Origin of the sequence: Amycolatopsis palatopharyngis, assembly GCF_003385185.1 — a bacterium.
GTDB classification, from domain to species: domain Bacteria; phylum Actinomycetota; class Actinomycetes; order Mycobacteriales; family Pseudonocardiaceae; genus Amycolatopsis; species Amycolatopsis palatopharyngis.
In genome coordinates this window covers 71,781-87,912 of record NZ_PQHZ01000026.1, presented here as the reverse complement: position 1 = coordinate 87,912, position 16,132 = coordinate 71,781, and the positions used below count along the sequence as shown (strand labels likewise).

The 16,132-nt window shown below is 68.7% G+C and carries 18 protein-coding genes; 11 read left to right on the top strand and 7 right to left on the bottom strand.

Going from position 1 to position 16,132, the window contains the following annotated elements; genetic code table 11:
- The first annotated feature begins 1,089 nt into the window (after positions 1 to 1,089).
- Positions 1,090 to 1,923 carry a mechanosensitive ion channel family protein gene (locus D0C15_RS20030; protein WP_116047762.1) on the top strand — a complete coding sequence of 278 codons (834 nt, stop codon included), beginning with the start codon at positions 1,090 to 1,092 and terminating at the stop codon, positions 1,921 to 1,923.
- 52 nt (positions 1,924 to 1,975) lie between these two features.
- Here D0C15_RS20030 and D0C15_RS20025 read toward each other — a convergent pair whose 3' ends face one another.
- Together D0C15_RS20025 and D0C15_RS20020 are read right to left on the bottom strand one after the other, a co-directional pair.
- Positions 1,976 to 2,386 carry a DUF6401 family natural product biosynthesis protein gene (locus D0C15_RS20025; protein ID WP_245976039.1) on the bottom strand — a complete coding sequence of 137 codons (411 nt, stop codon included), beginning with the start codon at positions 2,384 to 2,386 and terminating at the stop codon, positions 1,976 to 1,978.
- Between the two features lie 63 nt (positions 2,387 to 2,449).
- Positions 2,450 to 2,875 carry a hypothetical protein gene (locus D0C15_RS20020; protein ID WP_116047760.1) on the bottom strand — a complete coding sequence of 142 codons (426 nt, stop codon included), beginning with the start codon at positions 2,873 to 2,875 and terminating at the stop codon, positions 2,450 to 2,452.
- Between the two features lie 182 nt (positions 2,876 to 3,057).
- On the opposite strand from D0C15_RS20020, the gene D0C15_RS20015 reads away from it, so the two are divergent.
- The 4 genes from D0C15_RS20015 to D0C15_RS20005 all read left to right on the top strand — a co-directional run bounded on the left by D0C15_RS20015 (position 3,058) and on the right by D0C15_RS20005 (position 5,292).
- Positions 3,058 to 3,462, top strand: coding sequence for a DUF6098 family protein (locus tag D0C15_RS20015; RefSeq protein WP_116047796.1), 405 nt, complete (start codon positions 3,058 to 3,060; stop codon positions 3,460 to 3,462).
- Positions 3,463 to 3,674: 212 nt separating this feature from the next.
- Entirely contained in the window at positions 3,675 to 4,595 is a 921-nt protein-coding gene (locus D0C15_RS20010; RefSeq protein WP_342768588.1) for an alpha/beta hydrolase, read from the top strand.
- Positions 4,592 to 4,750: a hypothetical protein gene (locus tag D0C15_RS34195; protein WP_162830160.1), complete on the top strand. Its 159-nt coding sequence runs from the start codon at positions 4,592 to 4,594 to the stop codon at positions 4,748 to 4,750. Before D0C15_RS20010 ends, D0C15_RS34195 begins: the two co-directional genes overlap by 4 nt.
- A gap of 50 nt (positions 4,751 to 4,800) precedes the next feature.
- Positions 4,801 to 5,292 carry an MSMEG_6728 family protein gene (locus tag D0C15_RS20005; RefSeq protein ID WP_116047758.1) on the top strand — a complete coding sequence of 164 codons (492 nt, stop codon included), beginning with the start codon at positions 4,801 to 4,803 and terminating at the stop codon, positions 5,290 to 5,292.
- Here the strand turns inward: D0C15_RS20005 and D0C15_RS20000 are convergent.
- Positions 5,278 to 5,688: an STAS domain-containing protein gene (locus D0C15_RS20000; protein WP_116047756.1), complete on the bottom strand. Its 411-nt coding sequence runs from the start codon at positions 5,686 to 5,688 to the stop codon at positions 5,278 to 5,280. The two genes, D0C15_RS20005 and D0C15_RS20000, sit on opposite strands and share 15 nt — an antisense overlap.
- A gap of 334 nt (positions 5,689 to 6,022) precedes the next feature.
- The gene (locus tag D0C15_RS19995) at positions 6,023 to 6,973 is read right to left on the bottom strand and encodes a PfkB family carbohydrate kinase (protein WP_116047753.1); all 951 of its coding nucleotides are present in this window, start codon (positions 6,971 to 6,973) and stop codon (positions 6,023 to 6,025) included.
- Positions 6,974 to 7,144: 171 nt separating this feature from the next.
- On the opposite strand from D0C15_RS19995, the gene D0C15_RS19990 reads away from it, so the two are divergent.
- Positions 7,145 to 8,326, top strand: a complete 1,182-nt coding sequence (locus tag D0C15_RS19990; protein WP_116047751.1) for a site-2 protease family protein — start codon at positions 7,145 to 7,147, stop codon at positions 8,324 to 8,326.
- Between the two features lie 14 nt (positions 8,327 to 8,340).
- Here D0C15_RS19990 and D0C15_RS19985 read toward each other — a convergent pair whose 3' ends face one another.
- Together D0C15_RS19985 and D0C15_RS19980 are read right to left on the bottom strand one after the other, a co-directional pair.
- Entirely contained in the window at positions 8,341 to 9,570 is a 1,230-nt protein-coding gene (locus tag D0C15_RS19985) for a cysteine desulfurase-like protein (RefSeq protein WP_116047748.1), read from the bottom strand.
- Positions 9,571 to 9,658: 88 nt separating this feature from the next.
- Positions 9,659 to 10,708, bottom strand: a complete 1,050-nt coding sequence (locus D0C15_RS19980; protein WP_116047746.1) for a DNA polymerase IV — start codon at positions 10,706 to 10,708, stop codon at positions 9,659 to 9,661.
- A gap of 104 nt (positions 10,709 to 10,812) precedes the next feature.
- Here D0C15_RS19980 and D0C15_RS19975 point away from each other — a divergent pair, with 104 nt between their 5' ends.
- From D0C15_RS19975 to D0C15_RS19960, 4 genes are all read left to right on the top strand, one after another.
- Positions 10,813 to 11,376 (top strand): MarR family winged helix-turn-helix transcriptional regulator, encoded by a 564-nt coding sequence (locus tag D0C15_RS19975; RefSeq protein ID WP_116047743.1) that lies wholly within the window; start codon positions 10,813 to 10,815, stop codon positions 11,374 to 11,376.
- 102 nt (positions 11,377 to 11,478) lie between these two features.
- A complete protein-coding gene (locus tag D0C15_RS19970; protein ID WP_116047741.1) occupies positions 11,479 to 12,393 on the top strand; it encodes a hypothetical protein in 915 nt (304 codons plus the stop codon).
- Positions 12,390 to 13,574 (top strand): fumarylacetoacetase, encoded by a 1,185-nt coding sequence (fahA, locus tag D0C15_RS19965; protein ID WP_116047738.1) that lies wholly within the window; start codon positions 12,390 to 12,392, stop codon positions 13,572 to 13,574. The genes D0C15_RS19970 and fahA overlap by 4 nt, the downstream gene beginning before the upstream one ends.
- A gap of 233 nt (positions 13,575 to 13,807) precedes the next feature.
- Positions 13,808 to 14,215 (top strand): hypothetical protein, encoded by a 408-nt coding sequence (locus D0C15_RS19960; protein ID WP_211323267.1) that lies wholly within the window; start codon positions 13,808 to 13,810, stop codon positions 14,213 to 14,215.
- A gap of 196 nt (positions 14,216 to 14,411) precedes the next feature.
- On the opposite strand, the gene D0C15_RS19955 is transcribed toward D0C15_RS19960, so the two are convergent.
- Complete coding sequence (locus D0C15_RS19955; protein WP_116047733.1) at positions 14,412 to 15,272, bottom strand: manganese catalase; 861 nt, start codon at positions 15,270 to 15,272, stop codon at positions 14,412 to 14,414.
- A 171-nt stretch (positions 15,273 to 15,443) separates the two neighbouring features.
- On the opposite strand from D0C15_RS19955, the gene D0C15_RS19950 reads away from it, so the two are divergent.
- Positions 15,444 to 16,127 carry a response regulator gene (locus tag D0C15_RS19950; protein ID WP_116047730.1) on the top strand — a complete coding sequence of 228 codons (684 nt, stop codon included), beginning with the start codon at positions 15,444 to 15,446 and terminating at the stop codon, positions 16,125 to 16,127.
- The last annotated feature ends 5 nt before the right edge of the window (positions 16,128 to 16,132 follow it).

Here is a 16,132-nt window from a genome sequence, read left to right as displayed (position 1 = left end):
CAATCACTCAAAGAAACCCACAAAGGGTATTCTCATACATAAGCTCTACTGGCTTAGTTCACTAGCACACTGTTGAGTTCTCAAGCAACACACCACTACGCGAAAAGCTTGTTATTATCCCGAGGCAGCAGCCTACCCTAGTCAAATCTTTCGATTCTTCCGGGGTGACCTAGCGGCCCCGATCAGGAACATCCACTCTACCACACCGTGGGAGCTTGGTTCGTGATCCCCCGCCTGGTAACCCGTCCCGTCGAAGCTCTCTTTCCCGCTCCGCCGACCCGGTCTCCCTGGCGACAAGAAGAAGATTACACACCCACTGAACCGGCGAAAACAGGGGGGTCACTTTGTGATCGATATACGCACTGACCAGCGAAAATGGCGCTGCGAGACCGTCGAGTCCGCCGGATCGGCCTTCAGTCCGGCGCTCGACGGACCGGCGGAAGACCTGGATCGGCCACGTCCACTCATCCGGCCGCCTCTGCCACTCCCGGTTCTTCCCTGCCCAGCTGCCCGTAACAAGAGGGGCACACGGGCCTTCCGTCGCAAGCCCAGACGGCGATCAATGTCGCTTCGCACTGGTGCCAGCAAGCGGTGCAGCGGAACCGCACCGCTGTCGCCAGGCTGTACAGCCCCAGTCCGCGGCGAACCGGATAGGAGGTGAGGACCCTGACTGATCTTCCCTTGCCGAACACCAGCCTGCAGGGACGGACAGCGGTGACGCGGTGATGCGCTGCTGCGGGGCCGCCTCGTGGCCGCCGCGACGCCCGGGGCGAGGGCCGGGCCGCGGGGCGCCCAGGGCTCTCGCGCTCCTCACCCTTGTGGGTCAGATGTGCCTCCATCGCGTACTCCCATCCCGCACGCCCGGTGATCTTCCGAGTTTCCCCTCACGACCTCGTCAAACTCCCCAAGGCATCGCCCGAACGAGCGAATAGAGCAGTGGGGATGGGGTGAGCGCTTCCGTCGGAGGTACCGCCGCTTCCCGCCGGAGTGTTACGCCCTGATGTGTGGGCTGCCTACCCCTGGGTATCCGTGCACGACGCCGCTTCGAGTGGGGCGGTGCGTGCTCCTGAAGGGAAGGGAGAAAAAGTCGTGGCTTCCTACAACCTGGCGCAGGTCGACTTCGGGCAGGGACTGTCCGACGCGTGGAGCGCCGTAGCCAGCTTCGTGCCCAAGTTCGTGGCGTTCCTGGTCATCCTGGTGATCGGCTGGATCATCGCGAAGGCACTGGCCAAGGTCATCGACAAGGTGCTGGAACGAGTTGGGTTCGACCGCGTCGTGGAACGTGGTGGCATCAAGAAGATGCTCGCCAAGAGTAAGTTCGACGCATCCGACATCATCGCGAAACTGGTGTACTACGCGGTCCTGCTGATCACCCTGCAGCTCGCTTTCGGCGTGTGGGGACCGAACCCGGTGAGTAACCTGCTCACCGCGATCGTGGCCTGGCTGCCGCAGGCCGCGGTGGCGATCATCATCGTGGTCGTCGCCGGCGCGATCGCCAGGGCGGTCAAGGACATGGTCAGCGGCGCGCTCGGCGGTCTGTCCTACGGCGGCGTACTGGCCACTATCGCCTCGGTGTTCATCTGGGGTCTGGGCATCATCGCCGCGCTGAACCAGATCGGTGTCGCCACCACGGTTACCACTCCGGTGCTGATCACGGTGCTCGCCACCATCGGTGGTGTGCTCGTCGTCGGCGCGGGCGGTGGCCTGATCCGGCCGATGCAGCAGCGCTGGGAGCGCTGGCTCGGCAAGGCCGAGAACGAGGCTCCCGCTCTCAAGGGGCACGCTGAGGCGTACAAGCGCGGCCGTGAGGACGCCACCCGCGCCGAGCAGCCAACGGAGAAGATGCAGCCAGCCCACGCCGCGCGGCCGAGCGAGACCGCGCAGGGTGGCCAGATGCCGCCGGCTACCGGCGGCTACAGCTGAACGAGGAACCAGTCAGGAGCAGCGCTGAGGCGGTCGGCCGTAGCCGGCCGCCTCAGCCGTTCCCGAAGGCGGGTTCGGTGGGGTCGATGTCGTCGAGCCGCGGCTGTGGTTCGTCGATCGTTCTCGCCAGGGCGCACACCCCGAGCAACCTGGTGGTCATCCAGTCCGTGTGTGCCCACGGCTTGCCCTCCACCGGCACGGGCACCGTCCAGCCGGTCTCCCGTGCGCGGTCCAGCAGACCGCGGGCATAGCCGGCGAGGAGTACCACCCCGGCCATCGCCGCTGAGCCCTCGACACCGAATTCGATGATGTCGCGCACCGCGGCCGAATGCTGGTCTACGGCGGCGGCAAGCCACGGTGTCGCCGCAACGGCAGTAAGCCCGGCGGAGCCGATCTGCTCGTTCAGACGGGCCAGGGTTCTGCGCGCTGCGGACTCTACCCAGATATCGGTCAAGCTCGACACGACGTCCACGTTAGCTCGCCCGACTCGAAAGATGGAACCCGTCCCGAACGGGTGACCGATCGGTTATCGAGAGTGTCCACCGGGTGGCCGATCGAGGCCTTCGCCGCGTCCGCGTTCTTCGCCCTCCCACGACCGCCGTTCGGCTCCCCCGGTCTCCTCGGACCCGGTGTCGGAACCCGCGACCCGGCCGACGAAGGTGTCGTTGCGCGAGGGCCCGGTCGTACTGTGCTGATCGGCGTCCTCCGGCTCCACGTCGCCACCGGTGGCGCGGGGCGAGCGGTCAGCTCCTTCGAGAGTGGAATCCGGGCCCGGATCGTTTCGATCTCTGCCCATCCCGAGCAACGGCCAAGCACACAGCGCAACCAGTGCGAGCGCGACGCCGAGCCACACCAGCCACAACACGCTGGTCCCGAGGCCGACGGCGACCAGGCCGCACCCGGCCAGCACGCCGAACGCCACACCCCACGTCTTCCGCCCGGTGGTCGTCATCGCGCACCTCCTCCAGTCGTTTCGACCGGGTTCCCGTTCGGGTGTGCCGTCAACCCTGGGACCGCGAGCTTCCTGCCGTATCTCCGGACCGGAGTCCGTGGGTTAAGGGCGCGAGGGCGGGGAAGTCTCTGCCGTGCACCTCGGATGATTGGGGCAATCGAGTGGAAGCGACCAGTTCGGACATGTTCACGGTACGGCGACTCGGCGAGCTGACCGAACTCGTCGCGGCCGGCCTGGCCCCGTACCTGCGTTACTCGCCGGGCCCGGAGGCCGACGCGCTGCACCCCAGCACGGACCACGAGAGTGGCCTGCTGATGCCCGGCATCGCGGTGAATCCGCTGCCGGCGCCCGGCTGGTGGACACTTCCACTCGAGGACTGGCTGGCCCGGCGGGTCTGCCAGTACCTGCGTGAACTCCGCGAGGGCGCCTACCCCTGGATACTTTCCGGAAGTTCCGTCGATGTCGGGCCGGACAACGAACCACTGCTCGTCGACGTGCGCCCCGTCGCCTGGCTGAGTTCGCCGGTCATCCTCGAAGCGAGGCAGCGCTACCACGCCCGCCTCAAAGTAGGCGAGTCCACGCACTAACCAGCCCACCAGATCCACGCCCCGACTTTGCAGTTCCAGGGCCCGACTTTGCAGTTTCCGGGTCCGACTTTGCAGTTTCGGCGCCCGAGTTGGCAGTTCCGGCGCCCGAGTTGGCAGTTCCGGCGGGCCCGCGAGCGGTAGAGGTTCAGGTGTCGACGCCGTTCTCCTGGGTAGTCGCTGCACAGGGACGCCGGAAGATCGGAGGCTCGCAGATGTGGAGACCGCAGGAAACCGTGGCATACGCGGCCCGCGATCTGCGAGCGGCGGCCCGAGAGCAGGTTCTGTTCACGATGCTCGTGATGATCCCGCAGTTGCTGCGCCATCCCACCTGGCGCGGGACGAATCCAAATCAGGGGGCAGGCCAGGGTGTGCTGCTTGTCCCGGGATTCGGGTGCGGCGATCGCAGCCTCGAGCTGACGCGCAGGTGGCTACGTGCCCGCGGGTATCGGCCCTCGGGTGCACGCATCGGACTGAACCTGGGCTGCACCACCGAGCTCGTGGACCGAATCGAACGCAGACTCGAGAAACATGCCGAGACCACGCAACGAAGGGTCATCCTCCTCGGCCAGAGCCGGGGCGGCTGGCTGGCGCGGCTGGTCGCCCGCCGCAGGCCCGACCTCACGCGGGGACTGGTCATGCTGGCGTCCCCGGTGCTCGATCCCCTCGGTGCCCATCCGCGAGCCGTCCGTGCGGCCAAGAAACTCGCGCGACTGTCGACGCTGGGAGTGCCCGGTCTGCTGACCGACGACTGCCTCTCCGGCGCCTGCTTCCGCGCCAGCTCACAGGCACTGACCGCGCCACTTCCCCCGCAGGTGCCCGCCGTGACGGTGTACTCCCAGTCCGACGCGATCGTGCCATGGCAGTTGTGTCTCGACCCGTATGCCGAGCGCGTCGAGGTCGGCAGCGGTCATACCGGGATGGGCCTCGACCCCGACCTCTACACCCAGCTCGAGCCGCGGCTCGCCGAATGGGCTGCCGGAACTGCCAACTCGGGGCCCGGAACTGCCAACTCGGGCCCTGGAACTGCAAAGTCGGGGCCTGGAACTGCAAAGTCGGGTTGTGTGATTACCCGCCGCGGCGATGGGCACCCGACACCAGGAATCACGGGTAACCAACGCAGGGAGACGACATGACGGAGCAGGACCGGGTCCGGGGTGCGCATCCTTCGGAGCCCGCTGAGGGCAGCAGGCAGGCGGGTGAGCGCGCCGAGGCCGAAGCCGCGAGGCGCGACAACGAAGAGACCGAAAACGACAGGGACGAGTCACAGGGCGAACGGGGACGTGCCTGAACGGGGCCGGTACGCCCGAGGAGGCCGCGCCGCCCAGAAAGAGTCCGCCGATGCAGACGTTCCTTCCGGTCCCCGACTTCGCCGAGACGGCCCGCATCCTCGACCCGCGGCGGCTGGGCAAGCAACGGGTCGAGACACTGCAGCTGCTTCGGGCGCTGACGGTGCCCGGACACGGCTGGCGGCACCACCCCGCCGCGGCCATGTGGGCGGGATACGAGGAGTCGCTGACGCGGTACGGCCTGGACATCTGCGAGCACTGGACAGCCGCGGGCAGGGCGGACAGTTGCGCCACCAGCCTGCGTACGGATCTCGCGACCTCGGTGGGCCGCGATACGGTACGCGGCTTCGCCGAACTGGCGGGAGCGGGTGAACTCCCGCCGTGCGTCGGCGATCCCGAGTTCCATCGCAGCCACCAGTCGGCGCTCGTTCGCAAGGACCCCGGCCACTACCGGCGCTGGTTTCCCGACGTGCCGGACGATCTGCCCTATGTGTGGCCCAGATCAGACCGCCCCCGGCGCGACGTCCGCTCAGCCCGCGAGTGACAGGTGCCGAAGACTCCGCACGGCCTGCGGCACCGATTCGTGGATGCGGAAGCGGCCTGCGAGACCGGTCAACTCCAACGGACGCAGTACGGTCCTGCCCGCGCACACCAGCGACAGCGGCTTACGTGACCGCCGAGCCCTGTCGTCGGCGGCGACCAGCGCGTTCAGTCCGCTGCAGCCGCAGAAAGTGACCTCGAGGAGGTCGATCACGAGACCCGACGGATGCTCGGTCAACGCGGAGGTGACGTTCGTACTGACGGTGTCACTCGTGCACAGATCGACCTCGCCGATCACCTGGACGATGGCGACACCGGCGGATTTGGCACGACGCACGGTGAGCCACTCCTCGGTCCGTGCCGGACGGAGAGCAGGTGGCACAGGGGCGGTTGTGTCCATCGGACAGCCTCCTCACACGCGATTTGCTGTGTGGAGTAGCACCAACGCATAACTAACGACGTCACGTCTGGCCGGGCGCAGCTCCGGACGGCTGTTGGCTCAACCGAACACTTCGAAGGTAACGCGACCCACCACGGGACACAACCGGGTCACGAGTGAATAACGAGTTACGTGTGACCTGCGCATTTGTCGGCCATTTCGATTATTCCAAATCATTCGGACACCGGACGCGCACCTCGCGGGATCGCCCCCGCTCAGGCCGCTGCTGACGGCTGACTTCCGGCTGCGGGATCGACGGATTCACGATTGTTTCGCGGCGTGTACCGATTCGCGATCAGGCAGGGTTTATCGCATCGAGTCTGGCCAGCTGCACCCGCAGGGCGTCTCCGGTCAGCGCAGGCCTGCCACCCGCGCGTTCGACACTGCTCGCCGCGGCGGCGACCGCGGCGCGCGCGGCCTGCCCGGGAGACCGGCCGTGGTCGAGGGCCACGGCCAGCATGGCGGTGAAGGCGTCCCCCGCCCCGGTGGTGTCCACGACCTCGGTGTCGATCAGGGGCAGGAACAGCTCACCATCGGGCCAGACGAAGGCATTGCCCTGTCCCGCCACGTCGATGGCGACCAGCGTGGGGCCCTGCCGCAGGAAGTCCCGGCCGGCGCGCAACGCGTCGTGCGCACCGCGGATGTGCTGCCCGAAGGCGAGTTCGGCCTCCTTCGCGTCCAGCCGGAGGACGTCGGCGGCCGCGAGCAACGTGGACCGGCGATCGTCCTCGGCGGGCGCGCCGTCCAGCACCACGCGGGCACCATTGGCGCCACCGAGGCGCGCGGCGGCGAGCGCGGCGCCCGCGGGTTGCTGCAACTGCACCAGCACGGACCCGGCCCCCTCGATCAGCTCGCCGGCCTGTTCGACGTCGGCCTCGGTGAGCAGGACCTCCTCGGGCAGGTCCTCCAGGTAGTGCCAGCGGCCGCCGGGTTCGAGAACGTCCACGATCAGGCCGGTTCTCGCCTTGGGCCGCCGCACCACCCCGGACACGTCGATACCGTCGGCCCGCGCCTGCGCCAGTACGTCGTCTCCCACCTGATCGGTACCGACGACGCCGACGAGTGCCGTACCCGCGCCGAGCTGGGCACAGGCGACCGCCTGATTGGCCCCCTTGCCGCCGAGTACCTCCTGGCGCCGGCGTACGGGCCGCGTTCCGCCTGCCTCGGGGATCTCGTCCACGCAAAGCACGAGATCCCTGGCGACCTGACCGACGACGGCGATCTCCGGGCCGTTCTCCCGTCCCATACCGATCGGCTACCCGAACACCGCAGGATCACTCGCCTCCCGTCACGACACGGGAACGAAAACCGCGGATGAGCGCGGCGGGCGGTTAGGCAACGGTCGCGACGGCAAACCTGGCGTCGGTGGCACCGCCGGTGTCACCAGGGCGCACAGGGGAAGGAATCTCGTTCGGCGATGACGGAAACGGTGAAACTGGGCAGAATCCTCGGCGTTCGCATCGGCCTGCACTGGAGTGTGCTCGGGATTGTCCTGCTGCTCGTACTGGGGTTGAGCACGACCCAGCTGCCCGACGTGCTTCCCGGATACCCGGTATGGGCGTATGTGACGACCGCCATCGCCATCGCGCTGCTGTTCGCGGTCTCGTTGCTCGCGCACGAGGTCTCCCACGCCGTTGTCGCCCGGCGCAACGGGATCGAGGTCGACGGGATCACCCTGTGGCTACTCGGCGGGGTGGCCCGGTTGCGCTCGGAGCCGCGCACTCCCGGCGCGGACCTGCGGGTGGCCGTGATCGGGCCACTGGTCAGCCTCGCCTGCGGCGCGGTGTTCGGCCTCGCGGCCCTGCTGGTGATCTTGGGAGACCTGGAGCCGTTGCTCCGCGCGATGTTGCTGTATCTCGCCGGGGTGAACGTGCTGCTCGCGGTGTTCAACATGATTCCCGCGGCGCCGCTGGACGGTGGCCGGGTGCTGCGGGCAGCACTCTGGGCGTGGCGTGGCGACCGCCATCAGGCCGCGGTGTGGAGCGCACGCGCGGGCAGGTGGTTCGGCTATCTGCTGATCACCCTCGGCCTCGTCCGGCTGCTTTTCGGCTATGGCGTAGGCCTGTGGTGGATACTGATCGGACTCTTCGTGGTGCACGTCGCCAGCGCCGAGGAGCAGCAGACCCGGCTGGGTACCGCGCTCTCCGGAACTCGCGTCGGCGACGTCATGACCCCCCGTCCGGACGTCGCACACGGCGACCGGAACGTGGCCGATTTCCTGCGCGACATCGCGCTGGTACGCAGACACTCCGCGTTCCCGTTGCTCGACGACGCGGGCAGGTTGCAGGGGATGGTGACACTCAACCGCCTGCGGGCCGTGCCACCAGAGGATCGTGAGCGGACCCCGTTACGTGCGGCGGCCTGCCCTCCCGCCGAGATCGTCCTCGCCGAACCCGAGGAGCCGTTGACGAACCTGCTGCCCCGGCTGGGTTCCTGCGCCGACGGGCGCGCCCTCGTCTACGACGCGGGCGCACTGGTCGGCATCGTCACCCCGACCGACATCAGCAGAGCCGTCGCCCTGTCCGGGCTCGGTGTCAGCTGGCACGAGGGCGCGGACGTGTCGAGTCAGACCGGCTTCCGGCAGGGCCGGCCGCGGTAGCACCACGGACGGATTCAGCTTCGGCCCCCGGCCGCCGCGATCTCGCCGACAGCGGCGACAAGGCGGTCCACATCGGACTCGTCGGTGTAGGGCGCGATACCGGCACGGACACCGCCCGCGTCACCGAGGCCGAGCCATCTGGCGCATTCCAGCGCGTAGAAGTGCCCCGCCGGGGCGTTGACACCGCTGAGCGCGAGCCGTTCGTAGACCGCGCGTGGAGACAGACCATCGACGGTGAACAGCAGGGTGGGCGTCCGGGCCCTGCCCGGATCGCCGTGCAGTACCACGTCAGGTACCGCGGCCAGCCCCTCCTCCGCTCTCGCCAGCAGCTCGTCCTCGTGCACGCGGAGTGCGGCCATGGACCGAACCAGCCGCTCCCTGCGATTTCCCGTTCCCGCCGCGAGCTCCGCCAGGAAGTCCACCGCGGCGGCCGTACCCGCAAGGAGTTCGTAGGGCAGTGTGCCCAGTTCGAACCGCTCGGGGACCGTGTCGCTGGAGGGCAGCAGCTTGTCCGGGCGCAGGGATCGCAGCAGCGCGGGGTCCGCCGCGACCGCACCCAGATGCGGCCCGAGGAACTTGTACGGCGAGCAGGCGAAGAAGTCGGCACCGATCTCCTGAACGTCCACAGTGGAATGCGGTGTGTAGTGGACACCATCGACGTAGAGCAGTGCCCCTGCCGCATGCACGGCTTCCGCGACAGCGGGAATGTCGGGCCGCGTGCCGAGCAGGTTCGCGGCGGCCGTCACCGCGACCAGGCGAGTGCGGGCGGAGAGCTGCTCGACGACGTCGCGCACCGTGAGCACACCGGCGCGCGGATCGAACCCGGCCCAGCGGACGGTCGCGCCCGCGGCCTCCGCCGCCTGCACCCATGGCCGGATGTTGGCGTCGTGGTCGAGCCGCGTCACGACGACCTCGTCGCCAGGCCGCCACCGCTTGGCGAGCGCGCGGGCGAAATCGTAGGTCAGCTGGGTCATGCTCCGGCCGAACACGACACCTCCCGGGTCCGCGCCGAGCAGGTCCCCGACGGCCGCCCGCGCCCCGGTCACCAGCTCGTCGGCGCGCCGTTCCGATGCCGTCACCGTCCCCCTGTTGGACACCGGGGAGACCATCGCCGTGCCCACCGCCTCCGCGACTGCGGCCGGCACTTGGGAACCACCCGGCCCGTCGAAGAAGGCCACCTCGCCGGTCAGCGCGGGAAAGCGGGTTCGGATGGCCGAGACGTCGTATTCGCTTGGCGTGCTCATGCCGGCAGCCTAGGACGTCTCGCCGGCCCCAGCCTCGCACTTTCCCGGGAAAGCGCGGTGGCCGCGGGCACGGCTGCCGAAGGGTGGGTCAGTCCTTGGTGTCCGGGCGGTGGAACTCGGCCCGCACACCGAGCAGCCGGACGGGCCTGCCGTGCTCGAACCGGCTCAGCACGGCGAGCGCGGCCCGCTCGATGTCCCCGGCCTCGGCGGTCGGCTCGGGAAGCGTGACACTCCTGGTCTGGGTGACGAACGGCGCGAACCGCACCTTCACCCCGACGCGCACCGCTGGCCTGCCTTCCGCGCGCACGTCCTGCGCCACCCGCCTGGCCAGTGTCGCCACCTGTTCTTCGATCTCCGAACGGTCGGTGAGGTTTCGCTGGAAGGTGAGCTCCCTGCCACGGGAGCGGGCCACGTACGGCGTCGCCTCCACGGTCTTGTCCCCGATGCCCAGCGCGAGCAGGCGGAACCACGGCCCCATGGTCGGACCGAACCGTTCGGCGAGCGCGGCCTTGTCCGCCCTGGCCAACTCGCCCACCGAGGTGATGCCGAGGGCGCCGAGCTTGGTGGCGGTCCTGCCGCCGATTCCCCAGAGCGCGTCGGGCGGCCGATGAGCCATCACCTCCACCCAGTTGTCCCGGGTGAGCCGGAAGACGCCCGCGGGTTTGGCGAACCCCGTCGCGAGTTTCGCCCGCAGCTTGTTGTCGCCGATGCCCACCGAGCAGGACAGTCCGGTCTCGGCGAGCACCTTTCCCCGGACGTCCTCGGCCAGGGCTTCCGGGTGCTCGTCCGCGTCGCAGGAAACACCGAGGAACGCCTCGTCCCAGCCGATCACCTCGACGACCACGGGGAAACTCCGGAGCACGAGCATGACCCGCTCGGAGACCTCCTCGTACGCGGGCGGGTCGGACGGCAGGAAGACGGCGTCCGGACAGCGCTTCGCCGCGGTGCGCAGGGGCATTCCGGAGGTGATCCCGAACTCGCGGGCCTCGTAGGAAGCCGTGGCCACAACGGCACGCTCCGTCGGATCACCCGAACCACCGACGACCACCGGGCATCCGCGCAACTCCGGATGCCGGGCCACCTCGACAGCGGCGATGAACTGATCGAGGTCCACGTGCAGAATCCAGTCCGCGGGCACGGCGACAAGTATGTGCCATCCCGGCGGGACCCGGCGCTGGATCGGCGCGCGGGATGCCTCCGGTCAGGTCGCGAACAAGTTCAGCTGTGTACTACTTTTGCGGGATGACCGAAGTGCCATCGGACGGCGAGCAGGACGCGCGGCAGCCCGCGCCCGAACTCGACTTCTGGTCGTTCGTCGACCTCGCCAACCACAGGCTGTCGACTGAGTACGGGTTCCGCCACCAGTCGGCGACCGAGGTCCTGCTGGCGCTCAACCGCGCTGCCAACATCGTCACCTACGATCTGGAATCCTCCGTGCACCGCCCCCGCGGCCGGTCCTGGTCGAGCTTCCGGCTGTTGTTCGTGACCTGGCTCGCCGGTCCCCTCGAATCGGCGAAAGCGGCACAACTGACCGGAATGAGCCGGGCAGCCGTGTCAAACCTGACCAAGACACTGGTCGCGGACGGGCTCATCAGGCGCTCTCCCGCCGAGCACGACCGACGCTCCGTCCGCCTGTCTCTCACCGAGCGCGGCGAGCGGGAGATGGTGGAGGTCTTCCGGGAGCAGAACGAACGGGAGCACGAGTGGACGAGTGTGCTCACCGAGGCCGAGCAGCGCGTCCTGGTCATGCTGCTCGAGAAGCTCATCACCAACCGCGACCAGTTCGAGATCCGTGGCCGCAACTGAGCCAGCACGCAAAGGGGCCGCTTGCCGACAAAGGTAGTACATGTATTAATCAGATGTGCCAGGCTGGCGGAGCGATCTGGCGCCGGAAACGTGGAGGTTCGCGTGGAGACAGCGGAAACGGCGGGAACGGAAGAGGCACCGGGGGCGGTGCCCGCCTTCGCACGGGGGCTCTGCGACGACGCGGCCGTGTTCCCGCCGGGCCTGATGCCACTGAGCCAGGCGGTACCCGCACACCGCGAGCACGAGCGCGAGCGCTACGCCGGGCTGGTCGGACCGCTGATCCTCGCCGCACCAAACCTGGGCGACCTCGCTCCGCTGCTGGGGCAGGACGACCCGCTCAATCTCGCGGTCACACTGCCCGCCGGACCGGCGCAGGCCGGACCCGCACTCGCGGCGGCCGCTGAGCTCCCGGTGGCACTGCGCGCACTCGAGGTCGCCGTGCCAGCGGGTACGGCACCGGCACGGTTCTTCGCCGAGCTGGACCTGGCCGTACGGGTGGCCGGAGAGGAGGTGGAGGTTTTCGTCGAGGTGCCCCGTGACGAGCGCAGGACGGAGATCATCGACATCCTCGCCACCACCCGTTATCAGGCGAAGTTCCGCACGGGTGGAGTCACCGCGCAGCTGTATCCGGACGAGCGGGAACTCGCCGCCGCGATCGCCGCCGTCGTCACGGCCGGGGTGCGGTTCAAGGCCACCGCCGGACTGCACCACGCGGTCCGCAACACCGACCCCGAAACCGGGTTCGAGCAGCACGGATTCCTGAACCTGCTGCTCGCCGTCGATGCGGCGCTGCGGGGCCCGGGGTCCGGCGAACTCGCCGGTGTACTCGCCGAACGTTCACCGGACACCGTGGCGAGCAGGGTCGCGGAGCTGTCCGGCCGGCGCGTGGACGCGGCCCGTGCCGTGTTCCGGTCGTTCGGCACCTGCAGTATCACCGACCCCCTCACCGAACTGGTGGAACTGGGACTCGTCCAGGCCGGCTTGATCGGCCCGCGGTCCGCGAAGGAGAAAGCATGACCACGATCGCCATCCCGGACGACTCGCTGTTCGGGCTCGACAACCTTCCCTACGGCGTCTTCTCCACGCCCGGTTCCGCGCGCCGCGTCGGGGTCCGGGTAGGTGATTCGGTGGTGGATCTCGCCGTCGCGCTCGGCGAGGACGTGTTCGCAGGACGATCGTTGAACGGCTTCATGGCGCAGGGACAACAGCGCTGGGTCGCGGTCCGCGAGCGGATCCTCGATCTGGTGTCCGGCGACGTCCCCGACGACGCGGTCCATCCCGCGGGCGAGGTCACGATGCACCTGCCGTTCGAGGTCGCCGACTACGTCGATTTCTACGCCTCGGAACACCACGCGACGAACCTCGGGCGGCTGTTCCGTCCCGGCGCGGAGCCGCTGATGCCCAACTGGAAACACCTGCCGGTCGGCTATCACGGCCGCGCGGGCACCGTCGTGGTTTCCGGGACCGGCATCGTGCGCCCGCAGGGCCAGCGCAAGTCCCCGGATGAACAGCAGCCCTCCTTCGGCGAGTCCCGCAGGCTGGACATCGAGGCGGAAGTGGGTTTCGTCGTCGGCACGGGTTCCGCGATGGGCACAGCCGTGTCCTGCGAGGACTTCGCGCGGCATGTCTTCGGCGCCGTGCTCGTCAACGACTGGTCGGCGCGCGACATCCAGGCGTGGGAGTACGTGCCGCTCGGCCCGTTCCTCGGCAAGAGCTTCGCGACCTCGGTGTCCGCGTGGGTGGTGCCGATGCTCGCGCTCGAGTCCGCCAGGACCGCCAACCCGCCACAGGACCCCCAGCCGCTGCCCTACCTGCGCGAGCGGCAGCCGTGGGGCCTCGACATCGAGCTCGCCGTCGAGTGGAACGGCCAGGAGGTTTCCCGTCCCCAGTACCGGGACATGTACTGGTCGCCCGCGCAGATGCTGGCCCATCTGACGGCGAACGGTGCCTCGTCGCGCACGGGCGACCTGTTCGCCTCCGGCACCGTCTCCGGCCCGGAGAAGCACCAGCGCGGTGCGTTCATCGAACTGACCTGGGGCGGTAAGGAGCCCGTCGACGTCAACGGCGAGGAGCGGACCTTCCTGCGGGACGGTGACGAGGTGAACATCTCGGCCACCGCACCGGGTCCGGGCAGCGCCCGGATCGGTTTCGGTGAGGTTCGGGGCCGTGTCGTGCCCGCTACCGACACCGCCGGATGATCAATGGCCGTTGAAGTGGACACCGTATGAAGTAATCGCCGGTGAGCCGCCGCCTCATCGAGTGAACCCGGCGCCTGCCTGCATCAATCCGCGGACAGGGTGGAACTCCGTTCTCGGCTCGACATTCACGCCGAGCCAGTTCCATACAAGAACAGGACCTGGTCTTCCTGTGCAACATGGAGTCGGAAGAACCAGGTCCTGCCTCTGCCAGAGGACAGAGAAAGGATCATCGCATGGGTACAGTTCGACGCGCCATGGTGGCCAGCGCACTGGCGCTGCCGCTCGCGTTCGGCACCGCGGGTATCGCTTCCGCGGACAGCGGTTACGACGAGACCACCTCGTGGGCCGGTGACGGCGGTGCCGGAACGGTCAGTACGCAGAGCTACGCCGGTGGCCACGGCGAGCACCATGACGGCTACGGCAGCTTTGGCACCTACTTCGCGGAGTCCTCCTCACACGCGGGTCCGGATGGCGCGATGCTGGAGTTCACCGCCTCCGGGGCGAACGCCTACGGCACCACCTACACCAGCGGCATGTACGGCGCGGGTGAGGACGGCGCCTGGTCCAGCACGGTGCACTCCAGTGCGAACACGGAGGCTGACTACGAAGAGCACGAGGACGAGGAGTACGACGAGGACTGACCCCGCGTAAGTCGGGCACCCGCGTTGCCCCCGTGGGTGCCGGGCCGTCCTGGTTGACGGTCGGACGGCGTCCCGGACCGCGCTCCGGGACGCCGTCGCCGTGTGCCGCGCTCCGGTCCCGGCGGACGGGCGGACACACGATGGGAGCCCCGCCGATCTCGGCGGGGCTCCCATCGTGTGCGCCTCGGTCGCGGCGTCAGGTCGCCTCGTTCCCCTTGGCCTCGTCCGGCGGCGGGGTGCCGTACAACCGGGGATCGCCGGGAGGCAGCACAGGCCGATCGCCGTGCGGTTCGGGATTGTCGGTGTAGGTGAAGTTGCGGCCACTGCCGTCGGGCATCTCCCCCGAAGCCCACCTTCCCGCACCGGCCTGGGTGCCATCGCTGCAGTTCATGTACTGGCTGACGAAGTCGAGATTCTGCTCGGACTCGTTCGGGAAGGCCTCGGGCACCGGCAGGCCCTCCAGCCCGTCCGCCTTGAGTTCCTCGATGGCGGCCAGCCACTGCTGCTGGTGCATGTGGTCGCGGGCGAGGTTGAACCGCAGCATGGCCTTGACGCCGGGATCGTCGGTCATGTTGTACAGGCGCGACACCTGCAGCCTGCCCTGCATCTCCGCGGTGGCGTTGAGGTGGAAGTCGGCCATCAGGTTGCCGGAGGACGTGGTGTACGCGCCCAGCCACGGCACCCCGCTGCTGTCCTGGTAGTAGCCCCCGCCACCGTTGTTGATCAGGTGCTGCGGGTTCGATCCGCCGTAGATCGCGGCGGTCATCGGATTGTCGGAGACAGCCGCCTCCTGCACCGACATCGGCGCGCCCTCGTTCAGCCGCGCGATCATCGTGCAGATCATCTCGACGTGGGCCAACTCCTCGGTGCCGATACCCAGCAACATGTCCTTGTACTTGCCCGGCATCCGGCAGTTCCAGCCCTGCTGCAGATACTGCAGCGCGACGGTCAGCTCACCCCATTTTCCTCCGAGGATCTCCTGCAGGCGTTTCGCGAAGGCGGGGTCCGGGCCATCCGGTTTCGCCTCGAACTGCAGAGTCTGGACGTGATAGAACATTGCGCTCCTTCTCGTTGCGATGGACCCGTCACATCTGTGAGCCTTGCCGGGTTCGCTGTCCCCGCGCGGCCCAACCTGGCCCGGAAAGGCCAGCCGGAGCACGCTTAGGTCCGCACGAAAGGGGAACCCGCCGAGCGGCGGATTCCTCGGGACGGGCAGGAGCGGTGGGATATGGGACAGCCCCGTCCCGTACGGATCGTGGTCGTCGATCCGCAACCCCTCTTCAGCCGCGGGCTGGCGATGCTCCTGCCCTCGATGAGCGGTGGGCGGGCGGAGGTGATCGCCACGACCTGTGCCGCGTCCGACGCCGCCACCACCGTTCGCCGCTACCGCCCGGAACTCGCGCTCGTCGACCTCGGCCTGCCCGCACCCGGCGGCTTACGGGCGATCTCGGCGATCAGGCGGACAGAACCGGCCGCGGCCGTGATCGCCATGGCGCGCGAGGACGACCACGAACCGGCCCTGCGGGCCGTGCACGCCGGAGCCCGGGGCGTGCTGAGCAAGACCGCCGAACCCGAGGACCTGCTCACGCCACTGCTGGCACTCATCGAGGGCTGGGCCGTCCTTCCAGGACCCGTACTCGAACACCTTGCGGCGACCGGCGGTGCCGCCCGGCGGCTACGTGATCAACTCTGCGATGCCGACCGGCGATTGTGGCGGCTGCTGTCCACCGGGAGAACCCTCGCGCAGATAGCGACCGAACTGCATGTCTCCGAGCGCACGGTCAAGCGGTTGACCGCGACGCTGTTGCGCAGACTGGGGGTCGGCACCCGTACGGAAGCGGCGGCGCTGGCCGGGCAGTCGGGCGTGCTGGACGAGGTCGCACCACCACCGGGTCGTCCAGCGATGGGTTAGCGACC